General features: G+C 64.1%; 10 protein-coding genes and 1 tRNA gene. 3 read left to right on the plus strand and 8 right to left on the minus strand.

Annotation, left to right across the window (positions count from 1 at the left end; genetic code table 11):
* Positions 1-26 precede the first annotated feature (26 nt).
* The 4 genes from JNM03_RS10835 to JNM03_RS10850 form a co-directional block, all read right to left on the minus strand.
* On the minus strand, positions 27-5156 hold the full coding sequence (locus tag JNM03_RS10835) for a hypothetical protein (protein ID WP_294036529.1): 5130 nt from the start codon (positions 5154-5156) through the stop codon (positions 27-29).
* A 71-nt stretch (positions 5157-5227) separates the two neighbouring features.
* Positions 5228-6289 (minus strand): hypothetical protein, encoded by a 1062-nt coding sequence (locus JNM03_RS10840; RefSeq protein WP_294036530.1) that lies wholly within the window; start codon positions 6287-6289, stop codon positions 5228-5230.
* A gap of 74 nt (positions 6290-6363) precedes the next feature.
* Positions 6364-6831 (minus strand): hypothetical protein, encoded by a 468-nt coding sequence (locus JNM03_RS10845; protein ID WP_294036532.1) that lies wholly within the window; start codon positions 6829-6831, stop codon positions 6364-6366.
* Positions 6831-7838, minus strand: coding sequence for a hypothetical protein (locus tag JNM03_RS10850; protein WP_294036534.1), 1008 nt, complete (start codon positions 7836-7838; stop codon positions 6831-6833). Before JNM03_RS10850 ends, JNM03_RS10845 begins: the two co-directional genes overlap by 1 nt.
* A 197-nt stretch (positions 7839-8035) precedes the next feature.
* Here JNM03_RS10850 and JNM03_RS10855 point away from each other — a divergent pair, with 197 nt between their 5' ends.
* A complete protein-coding gene (locus JNM03_RS10855) occupies positions 8036-9235 on the plus strand; it encodes an AI-2E family transporter (RefSeq protein WP_294036536.1) in 1200 nt (399 codons plus the stop codon).
* Between the two features lie 43 nt (positions 9236-9278).
* Positions 9279-9355: transfer RNA gene (locus tag JNM03_RS10860), tRNA-Asp, on the plus strand.
* A gap of 80 nt (positions 9356-9435) precedes the next feature.
* On the opposite strand, the gene JNM03_RS10865 is transcribed toward JNM03_RS10860, so the two are convergent.
* The 4 genes from JNM03_RS10865 to JNM03_RS10880 form a co-directional block, all read right to left on the minus strand.
* Positions 9436-9666, minus strand: a complete 231-nt coding sequence (locus JNM03_RS10865) for a DUF2842 domain-containing protein (protein WP_294036538.1) — start codon at positions 9664-9666, stop codon at positions 9436-9438.
* Positions 9663-10241: a 5-formyltetrahydrofolate cyclo-ligase gene (locus JNM03_RS10870; protein ID WP_294036540.1), complete on the minus strand. Its 579-nt coding sequence runs from the start codon at positions 10239-10241 to the stop codon at positions 9663-9665. Before JNM03_RS10870 ends, JNM03_RS10865 begins: the two co-directional genes overlap by 4 nt.
* A gap of 227 nt (positions 10242-10468) precedes the next feature.
* Positions 10469-10891 carry a cell division protein ZapA gene (locus JNM03_RS10875; RefSeq protein WP_294036542.1) on the minus strand — a complete coding sequence of 141 codons (423 nt, stop codon included), beginning with the start codon at positions 10889-10891 and terminating at the stop codon, positions 10469-10471.
* Positions 10884-11084 (minus strand): hypothetical protein, encoded by a 201-nt coding sequence (locus JNM03_RS10880; RefSeq protein WP_294036544.1) that lies wholly within the window; start codon positions 11082-11084, stop codon positions 10884-10886. The genes JNM03_RS10875 and JNM03_RS10880 overlap by 8 nt, the downstream gene beginning before the upstream one ends.
* A 157-nt stretch (positions 11085-11241) precedes the next feature.
* Between JNM03_RS10880 and JNM03_RS10885 the strand changes: the two genes are divergently transcribed.
* Positions 11242-11407: hypothetical protein (locus tag JNM03_RS10885; protein ID WP_294036545.1), on the plus strand; the 166-nt coding region annotated here is incomplete at its 3' end.

Consider the following 11407-nt stretch of genomic DNA (forward strand, 5'->3'; position numbering starts at 1 on the left):
CGCTTCGCTCGCAATGACGGATTGGCTTACAGCCCCAACCCCGCGAAGCTCGTCTGGTCGAACTTCAGCTTGAAGGTGACGTAGGCACCCGACCGCGAGAAGCGCGCGTCCTCGAAGTCGCGGTCGTGGAAGCCCGCGAAATTATAGCCGAACGTGATGTTGGCGTTCTTCATCGGCGCCAGCGTCACGGTCGGGCCGCCGGCCCACGCAACCGTATCGCCGCCGGTGCCGATCCGCGCGGTGCCCGAGGCGCCGACATCGACATTTTCGCTCAGGTTGAAGCGGAAGTCGGCGCCGAGCAGGTTCGACCAGCCCTTCACATCATCCGCGCCAAAGCGATCGAAATTGTACCGGGTGCCCCAGAAAAAGCCGATCTCGGCGCGTTCGTACCAATTGTCGCCCCCGCCGATCCCGCGGTCGCCGAGCGGCGTCCAGTTGATCGACAGGCTATTGAGCAGGCGGCGGCTTGTTGCGTCACCATCGATCGTCAGCGCTATGTCGCCAACGGGACCGGCTTGACCCGCGATGGCGTCGCGAACCTTGTCCGAACGGAACTCGCTCTTGTTGAGCCAGGCGACCCGTGAGTCGGCGGGACGGTGCGCCCAGCTTGCCTCGAAGGTGATGACTTCGGTCGTCGGCGTCGCACCGGCGCCGCTTGCCTTTGCATAAGTGAATAGTGCGCCAACCGCCTGTCCCTCGCCAAGCTGGCGGAGGCCGCCGAGCGTCAGACCATAGCGATTGGCGAGTTCGCCATCACGATATTCGGCGCGCCCGGTCAGCGTCCACCGGTCGCTGCGATAGGTCGCGCCGGCGCTGATCGCGGTGAAATCTTCGGTCAACGTGCCGTTGCTGCCCAGGAAGCCACCCGATGCGACCGGTTGATCAACATTGAGGACGTCCTGGGCGCGGATGCCGCCGAGTGTGCGGTTGCCGTCGAGCGACAGGTCGATCGACCAATGCTCGTCGAGCTTCAGCGACTGCGACAGGCCGTAGGCGGCGAAGGCGCGGGGGCCATATTCGCCAATGTCCTGTTGGTTCGCGGTGGCGAGAAGGCGTGCGCCCGCCCACGGGGCGAGGTCGAAGCCGATCCGCGCTGTGCGCGCGCGGACCGTATCGCCGTCCGCGATTTCATAGCTGCCGACCAGATTGACATCGCGGGTCACGGCATAACGCGCGCCGATGCGGTGACGGGTCGGGAAATCGACGCTGCCATCCTTGCCGCCGAGCGCGAATTCGGTCTGGGCGTCGAGTTCGAGTTTCTTGTCGAACATCCGCTGCGTCGCGCCAAGCTGAACGATGTTCGACGTGTTGCGCGAGCTGTCGGACAGCCGGTCGTCGGCATGCGTCAAGCCCGCGCGGAACACCGTCGTTCCGTTGTCATATTCGACCAGTGCACGGGCGGCGCGGCGGCGGGCGTCGATATCGAGATAATCCTCCTGCCAGGCGCTGCCGGTGATCGACAACGCCCGGCTTGCCTTCAGGCGGGCATCGAACCCGAACTTGCGCGTGCCGTCCTCGCCGCGATTGAGCTGACCGGTGCCGAAGCCCGCCTCGCGTTCGCGGACATAGGCCAGGAAATCGGCGTTGCTGCTGTGATGCTCCGCCTCGACCAGCCACGCTTTGGCGGTGCCAGCGGCAACACCGCCATTCCTGGCCTTGGCATCGCTGACCGCATATTCGGCGCGCACTTCGGTATCGATGCTGGGCCGATAGCGGGCGTCGACACCGCCAAGATTGGTTTTCGCGTCGTTGTCCTCGTCGTGAATAAAAGTCGCACCGACGCGAAGCTTTTCGTCGTTCGACTGGTAGCTGACGCGGCCGCCGGCGTTCAGCACGCGCTCGCCGATCCCGTCGACCTCATATTCGGCGACGATGAACTGCGGATCGAGACTGGACGAGCGGCTGAGAACGGGCGAGCGGAAGCGGATCGTGCCTGCCAGATAGTCGATGTCATAGTCGATGTTCCGCGTCAGGCTGACGCTTTCGACGATCCGCTCGCTATGCAGCCGGTCGCGCGTTTCGATGACGATCCGTTCGCTGTTCGGCAGAATGTCGCGCGCGCCAAGCTGGTACGGACCGGTCAGGCCGTTCCCCTGGATCTCGTCGCGACGGAACCGATATGGCGTGTCGGCGACGAAAGCCGTCGCGGCAAGATTGCGGCCACGATACTCGGCCTTGCCGCCGTTCAGCGCACGCTGATAGCGAGCAAGCTGCGGTTCCGAGATTCCCGTCTCGATATCGCCGAACATCGCATAGAATTGCGGCCGCTCGAGGCGGAGATAGAGCTTGCGGACCGAAGCGGCGTCATAGCGCGTTTCGTTGCGGTCGGCATAGATGGTGTAATAGGCGCGCGGATCGATCACGCCGCCGAAACGGGCGTCGTCCTTGTCCTTGTCGCTGTCGTACGCCAGCGTCATCAGCCATTTGCCCTGTACGCGGCCCTTCGCATAGAGGGCGAGGCGTGCATCGGCGTTCAGATCGTCGAGCGTGTCGGCGACCGGCTCCATGCGGTCGTCGAGGGTGTTGTAGCCGAGCGTTCCGGCCGCGAAACCGACCACGGTCCACGGACGATCGCCCGGATCGAGCCAGGTTTCGATCGTCTGTCGGCGTTCGATCTTGTCGTCGCGGAAGTTGAAATCCATCGACAGCGTGCCGGATGCGGTCGTCGGTTCCAGTTCGATATAGGCGATGCCGTCGTCGCCATCGATGCGCCATACCGGTTGCGCGCGTTCGAGCCCGGCAAGCTGGAGGGCCTGCTGCGCGTCGGCCTCCACAGCGGGATAATAAGGCGCGGGAACGCTGAAATCACCGGTGAGGCCGGCACGGATCGGCTTGCCGTCGCGATCGGTCAGGCGAACCGCGATCACCGGCCGCGTCACGCCGTCGGCGATCAACACCGACTTTTCGCGGATCAGCGTCGCGCGCATCGGGGTGATCGAATAATGGACGCTGCGCTCGATCGTTTCGATCACGCCGCCATTTTCGTCCTTCACCACAGCAACGAGCCTGTTTTCGCCTTCGCGGATTTCGAGGCCGCGCCACAGGCTGACCGCGAGGAGACCATCGCCCGACTTCGTGGTTCCTTCAAACGTCAGGTCGTCGGCAGGCTTGCCGTTGACCGTCAGCGCGACCTTCTGGCTGGGCGCATGCTTGATCGCGGCGCGGATCGCCTTGGTGCGCGGGTTATGGTCGATTTCCGGGAAGAGCCAGCCGATGCCCGGCGTTTGCCCGGCGAGCCAGTCGCGGTTCGCGCCGGCGGCATCGGGATCGCTGATCGGCGTGGGTGCCATGAAGCTGTGGCTGTTCGGCGCCGCGCGCGGGGCGGCGACGGCGGCCCGGAAGTCGGCGCGCTTCAGCGAGCCGCCGCGCCCCTCGACAAAGCGCGAGATGGGGCTGCCCGCGCTCGCGGTGGAGCGGGCGCAGTCGATCGGCTCCCGATCGAGCGGCATCGTTGACGGGTCGATCTGGACGACATGGAGGCCGGGACGGACGCCTTCGAAATGATAGCGGCCGTCTTCGTCGGTGACGGTATAGCTGCCGTCCTGCAACATGACGCGCACACCCGCGATACCGGGTGCCTTGCCCGGGTCGACGGCGCAGCCGCCGTCGGTCACACGGCCGATGATCGTCATGCGGTCGCCAAGCTGGTCGCGTTTGATCGAGATCGTCGCTTCGGCGATATTGCTTTCGGTCCCGCGATTGTCGGCCGCCGACGCGCGGTTCAGGGCATTGCCCGGCTGTGCCGAGACGATGACTTCGGCGACATAGGTCAGCAGCACGGTGCCTGACGGCGCAACCGGAGGCAGAAGGACGGTGAAGTCGCGGCCGTTGGCATCGACATTGGCGTCGATGCGCAAGCCGTTCGCGCGCACGGTATCGGCGCGAAGGCGCATCCCGGCGGGCAGGGTATCGCTGACCGTCACCGAGCCCGTCGAGCGTCGCGCGTCGCGGTTTGCTACCTCGATGCGGTATTGCACGACATCGCCCGGGACGGCTGTCTGTGTCGACGTTGTCTTGCGCAGCGTCAGCGGCAGGCCGGGCTGATCGACAGGGATATCGACGCGGACGGGCGCCGGGCTGTCGAGCGTGAATTCCAGCGCATAGCTTGCGTCGGTAATGGTGAACGGCAGGCCGTCATCGGGTCGGCGGAGACCCGCAAGATCCGCAGCGCTCGACTTCGAGGGCGCGGTATAAGGCGCGGGCGGCTCGACCACCAATCGGTAGGAGCCGGGCGCGACGAAGGGGAAGCGATAGTCGCCGGGGGGAAAGGTATAGACCTTTCCGCCTGCATCGGTGACATTCTGCCCCGTGATGACCGTCGAGGGATAGGCGCTGACGCCATCATCGCCGAATACCTGCGCGGGCTGGCCGGTCGCGGTGTTGATCAGCGTGACACGGCTGCCCGGAACGGCCGCGCCGTCGCCGCTGTCGAAAACGATGCCGAAGGGATCGACGAGGAAGTCGATCGTCGCGATCGCGACAAGACTGGCATTCGCCTGGTCGGTGACGCGCAGTTGGATCGGCGTTCCCGGATTGACCGACAGGCGGCAATCGCCCGGAACGACCGCGGGCGGAACGCCGATCGTATTGATAAATCCGACAAACTCGCCGCTGTTCGCGGCGGTTTCGGTGAGCGTGATTCGTTCGCTGTCGCCATTGGCAAGATCGAGAATGACCGGGAGCGTATCGATCGCGTTCGGGTTGACGTTCGCCGAGGCAAGCGTGACGCCGACCACCAGCACTTCTCCGGCGCGAAACGCATCGCTGCTCTGAAGGGAAGCGGGTGAGGTCGACATGCCCGCGTAGACGCCGGTCAGTTGAATCAATTCGCCGCCGCCATTCGATGCGGCAAGGCTTTGCGCGGCGATGATCGATCCGCCGCACAGGGTCGGGCGAAGCGGAACTGACTTGTTCCCACCTTCGTTCAGGATGCGGTACGTCTTGATGACGGGCTGGTCGGGCGGACGCGACGTCACCGTCACATCGACGCGGTTCGACAGCGTCTGGCCGGGCTGGCCGCCAATCTGGCTATTGTCGGTCCACTGCGCCGACGCGGTGTTGGAAATGACCTGGGCATACGCAGCCGGCGTCACGGGCAGCGAAGCTGCCGCGATCAGCGCGGTCACGAAGGACAGATATTTCCGGTGGAATGTCATCGCTGGTCCCGAAGAGGGCAGCGGGAGCGCGCTTTCCGGCGCCACTCCCGCTGTCCCGTCCTTCCGTCAGGTCAGTTGACCGTCGCGCGGAAAACGAGCGTGCTCGCCGCGCCGGCCGCGACCGATGCGATCGTGCCCGACACGTTCGGCGCGGTGTAACTGCCGCCTGCACTCCCATTGAAGTTGCAGGTGGTGCCGGTCAGGGTGCCGCCGAGCAGGATCGAGCTTGTCACGAAGGTGAGCTGGCTCGGGACCGGGTCGGTGATCAGCACCGATGTAGCCGGCACGCTGCCGCTGTTGGACACTGCGATGCAATATTCGACGACCGCACCCGGGATCAGCTTTGGATTCGTCGTTCCGTTGATCGGGTCCGAAATGACGCGGCTGCTCTTGGCGACCGCCAGCGTTGCCGTCTGCACCGTATAGTCGTCCGCCGCGCTGTGCGCGGCATCGCGCACCGCGTCGTTCACCCCGGCGATGGTATCGGCGAATACCGTATCCTTGCCGGCGGTGTTGGCGCTGGTCGTTTCGGTGATCGCGGCGCCCTGGCTACCCACCGTGCCGCCTTCGCGGGCAGTAGCACGCAACTGGACCCCGGCGACGGCGTTGTTGGCAAGGCCGGCCGGAATATCGGCGACGATGAACAGGCGGATCGGCGTATCGACCGCCAGTTCGTCGATATAGGTCACGAGCGTATCGCCCGTATCCCAGCTTCCGACAGTGCCGGACGAGGTATTGTCGCGATAAATCCGGACGCTGCCGACATTGAACGTGTCGGTACCCCCATGCGCGGCGGTTCCGCCGGCGATCTGGGTCGCGGCAAGTTCAAAGTCGAGCACTTCGTTCGAGCTGTTGGTGAGCTGGAACGTCGTGACGGCGTTGGTCTGTCCCGGCACGACATTGGTCGTGACCGTACCCACTTCTTCGACAAGCAGGTTGATCTTGCGGTCGACCGTAAAGGTATCGGACGCCGTCTGCGAACCCTGCGCGACGCCACCGACCTGATAGGTGACGGTGGCGGTATTTGTAATCGAGGCGCCTGCGGTCGTCCCGGCTGCGAATGCCGGGTTGGCAACGACGACGGACGCCGCTGCCAGACCGATGGAGCCCCAGTAAGTCAGCTTGCTGGTCATAGCTGATCTCCTAGGCTTGGGTCGGCTGCCTGATCCCCACCGCTGGCAACCGTTAAGCGGCTTTATTCAAACACTTATTTGACAACCCCCCGAAACATCAGTTTGCCGGTCGCGCCCGCCGGGATCGGCTTTTGAAAGGCCCAGCGGATGTGCGTGACATCGGCCGGCTGTGCCGCGCGTCGGGTTCCGTCGGGCTGCATGACGCTCAGCGTTTCGAGCGTACCCCACGCCTTGCCGCCATCGACCGAGACGAGCGGGCTGTTATTGCCGGCGCCAGCAAAGCGTACGGCCGACGGCATCGGGTTCGTGATCACGAACCGGTCGGCAGGCTGTGCACCCGCGTTGCGATAATTGAGTACGAAGACGAGCCGGTCGCCGGGAACGACGATCTTCGGCTCTTCGAGCAGAACCCGCTCCTTGCCGGCGGCATCGGTGGTCACGCGCTCCACGAACACGCTGTTGTCGAGCGCGACCTGGTTGGCGGCATAGGCCGGGGCGGGAACAACGGCGGCCAGAAATATCAGGAATGCCTTGATATTCATCAGTTTATCCTCGTCTGGAAGGTGACGGCGCGGGTTTGGCCACCGGCAACGGTGCCAAGGCCGACACGGATGCGCGTGCCATTGTAATCACCGGCATCGGTGTCGGCGGCGTCGGTCAGGCCGCTGCCGCCCAGTGTGATGGACCCGGCGACGTAAGCGGTGTTCGCCGGGATATTGTCGGTGATCGCGAGCCCGTTCACCGAACCCGATCCGGCGACTGTCGCGGTGATGGTGTAGGTGATCGTTGCGCCGGGAAGCGGCTCGCTGCCGCCGAACGGATCGACGACGGTTGCCGACTTGACGAGCGTCACGGTCGCGGCCGCGACGCGGAATGCGCCATTGTCCTGGCCGTCGGCGCCGGTCGAGCCGACGATCGCATCGCCGCCGCCTTCGCCCTGGCCGGCAAAGCTCGTTCCCGGTGCCCCGGTGCCTGTTTTCGCGGCCGCGACCAGGGTCACGATACCGCGATTGCCGTCGACGACGGCGCCCGGGGTCGTTGCGATCACGAAGACGCGGACGCTTTGGTCGGGATTCAGCACCGGATCGTTCGTGCCCGGTGCATACAGCGTGTCGGTGCTGGAATCGAAAATGCCGTCGCCGTTGTCGATATAGATCTGCGTGACGACGGGATCGTAGTTGTCGCCGCCGACATTGGCGATCGTGCTGAGGCCGAACGCTTCCTGCCCGTTTCCGGTATTGGTCACCGAAAAGGTCAGCACCTGGCCCGTTGCGCCCGGTACGGTCGGCACGTCGGACGGGTTGCCGGACGCCACCGTGACGTCAAGCCGCTCGTCCACCCGCAGGTCGACGCGGTTCGAATCGATGGTCTGCGTGCCCGAACCATTGTCGAAGCTCGCGGTGGCGGTGTTGCTGATCGTGGTGCCTGCGCGGGTACCGGCGGCAAAGGCCGGCGTTGGCGACGTGAGCGTCGTGGCGAGCGCAAGGGCAATGGCAGAGGGAAATAGAAGCTTATGATGCTTCGCGCCCCCCACAGGCGCTTTCATCATGTTTTTGACTCCAAATGCTGGTCTGTTGCCGCCGTCATCGGAGAAAAAGGGTAATTTCTGGTTAAAATACCGATTGAAAACGGGGTTTTGCTCCAAATGGAGACATGTCCCTCGCTCGGTTCGCCGCAAATCCCGCGGGCTGGCGCGACAGGTAAAGGTCGCGTAAGACGAAGAGGTTAACCGGGGAGGGACGCCACGTGGCCGAAGACAGGGGAAGAAAGGACGCACATCAGGCGCCCGTCGATCCCCTGCGCCAGATCGAAATCGATGATTTTCGGCGCGACCGGTTGCTGGCGGCGCTTTCGCTCATCGTCGGGGCGAGTTTCTGCCTTGCGCTACCCTTCGCGTTGAAGGCGGGGGCCGAGTTCTTCCTGCCGCTGACCGCGGCGATCGTCATCTCCATCGCTCTGGTGCCGCCGCTTGAATGGCTCGAACGGCGGCGCGTGCCTTCGGGGCTTGCGGCGTTCCTATCGCTTGCGGGTTTCGTTGCGATCGTCAACGCGGCGCTGGCGATCATCGTGCTTCCTGCAACCGGCTGGTTTGCAAGAATCCCCGAATCGATCCCGCGGATCCAGAGCAACCTTGCCCCGCTCATCGATTTTTACTCGAGTTTGCAGAAATTTGTCGATCGCACCCTGACCTCGGTCGCGACCGGTACCGAGGCAACGGCCCAGGCTGTTGCCGCACAGGCGCCGTCATCGGTCATCGACTATTTCATATCGGCTGCGCCAGCAGCGGCGATTCAGCTCTTTTTCGCCGTACTCGTCATCTTCTTTTTCCTCGCCGGCTGGACGCGCCTTCGTCGCGGCACGATCCGCCGTCGCGGCAGCTTCGACGGCGCTCTGCAGACCGCGCGGGTGATCCAGAATGTCGTCGATGCGACGGCCGACTATCTGGCGACGATCACGATGATCAACGCGATCCTGGGGCTCGTCGTTGCCCTGCTGCTATGGGCGCTGGGTATGCCGTCCCCTTTCATGTGGGGCGGGATCGTCAGTATCTGCAATTTCGTGCCTTATCTGGGGCCGATCGTCGCCGCCACGCTTCTCGGGCTTGGCGGGTTGATGACATTCGACGCAGTCGGATTTGCGCTGTTGCCGGCGCTGATCTTCATCGGAGTTCATCTGGTCGAGGCGAATCTCGTCACGCCGCTGGTGCTCGGCAAGCGGCTGACGATCAATCCGCTGCTGATTCTGGTGTCGCTGAGCTTCTGGGGGTGGGTGTGGGGAACACCCGGTGCGCTGCTGGCTGTCCCCTTACTGTTGATCCTCCAGACGATCCTTGCTTCGACGGGAACACCGGATTTGGCCGGTTTTCTCTTCGAACATGGCACGCTGACCACGGCCGAGGAAGTGCGCGATCGCTTAAATCGCACGAAGGAGGAAAGCGACGGTTGACAGGCCGGAGCGCGGCGCATATTGGCGCTGCTCCCAAGCACACGCGGGTGTAGCTCAGTTGGTTAGAGTGCCGGCCTGTCACGCCGGAGGTCGCGGGTTCGAGCCCCGTCACTCGCGCCATTTCCTGTCCGTTAGGACGAAATGGCCACCGCGGCTTGGGGTTTTCCTTGATCCGAAATTGCTGGAACGGCGCAGGCTTGTCAGCCGCGCCATTTCCCCAGTTCCATCCAGCGCAAGAGCGGTTTCAGCGGCAATACCCAGACGATCCCGGCGGCCAGATAGAATAGCGCCTGCACAAGCACCGGCCAGGCGCCGACCCACGGCGAAAGCGCGACCACGATCGCCGCCCAGACAATGATCAGCGCGAGGATCATGAATATGCCGGCAGGCTTTCGCCAGCTTGGCGGCGGGTCGGCGGGAAGCTGGCTCACAGGCGGTCTCCGGTAATGATGAATTCCTGTTCGGTCAAAATCGCGTCGAGCACGATATCGGTCGGCTCGGCGGGCACGGCGTCAATTTCCTGCACCGACCAGCCTATGCCGATTCGGCGAATTGCGGGATAGCGCGCAAAATAGCGGTCGTAATGACCACCGCCCTGGCCGAGGCGCCCGCCCCGGCGATCGAAACCAACAAGCGGGCAGAAGATCAGTCCCGGCACAACGGCTTCGGCCGCGTCGGCAGGCTGCTGAGTGCTCCAGGGGCCCTTGATCAAGGTCTCACCCGGCGCCCAGCGTCGAAAATCCATCGTATCGACGCGCGCGGCGTGATGGGGCAGGGCAAGCGGGGGGTGGTCGGCGAGCATCGACAGGATGTCGGGTTCGTCACCCCAGGCCACATATCCCCCTACCGGCGGGCGATCGTCGAGGATCGCGGCGAGCGGTGCAGGAAGCGCGCGAAAGGCCCCCAGCCGCGACAGCACATCGAGATTGGCCGCAAAATGCTTCCGGCGAAAGCGCAGCTTTTCGCGCAAATTTCGCTTGTTCCGGGCGAGGTCTTCGGAAAGCATCTCTTTTCCGGCTCCTCGGAACCATAGATGGCGGGTGGCGGGACCACCATGGGTCGTTTGCTGGAAGATCCTCTGACGCCAGTAACGTCAGGTGGGGACCATATACGTCGGACCAGGGTCCGGGCAGGGACAGCCCCCTAGGATGATGTATCGCCTCAGGGATTTTCGCAAAAGCTCGTACCGGGCAGTGCCCGCCGTCCCCTATGTAGGGGTGGTGGCGCCGCGTCTCAAGGGATTTGCTCGACCTTGGTCGCAAGAGTTTCGATCCGGTCGGCGATCTCGATAAGCGCGCGGTCATGGGACGGGCGTGGCGCACCATCGGTGCGCGGAGCCTTCCTGATGGCGTCAAGTTCGGCCCGTGTGGCTTTGAGTTCATCGCGCGCCTGTGCTTCGCGGCTCTCGGCAAGCGCTACAGCGGCCCGAAGCGAATCCGACTGCGGCTCCGCCTTGTCGGCCTTTCCTCTGGCCTCCTGCGCTTCATCGGCGAGCATCAGCGCAGCGAAAAGCAATTGACGAGTTTCCGTGCCGCCCGGAATGCCCCGCACTTTTTCATCGACGGCGGTCGCGAGCTGGATAAGCTGCGATTCCTGCCCGTCGGCGCAGTGCACATCATAGATCCTGCCCGCGATGTTGAGTTTGACGTCAGCCATTCTTTGCCTCCGTAATCAACCGGTCGAGCTCGCCAATAACGGCGGCAACCTCGGCCTTCAGCGCCGACTGGTCATTCGTCGCGGGTGCGGGGGCAGGGCGGGTCGCCCGTTCGGTCAGCGCTTTTTCGAGACGGCTCAGCGCCCGTTCGATACGGCCGATGGCCAGGCTGGATTCGTCGAGATCGAGTTCCATGTCCAACGGGTAGCAGCGCCGGGGAGGGCGTGCAATCGCCTCTCAGTGCCGAAATGCGTGCTAATTTGTGCCGCGGGCGGTTGACTCCTGACCGTACGGCCGCGAAGGGCTGTCCCCACCGAATCCGGTCATCTTCATATCCTTTTCCGGGGAACTCATGACACAGCCCGAACGCCAGCTCGCCAACGCGATCCGAGCTTTAGCGATGGATGCGGTTGAGGCCGCGAACAGCGGTCATCCTGGGATGCCGATGGGGATGGCGGATGTTGCGACGGTGCTTTATTCGGATTATCTGAAGTTCGATCCATCGGCGCCGGGGTGGT

This window comes from Sphingopyxis sp. (assembly GCF_016793825.1).
Classification (GTDB): Bacteria; Pseudomonadota; Alphaproteobacteria; order Sphingomonadales; family Sphingomonadaceae; genus Sphingopyxis.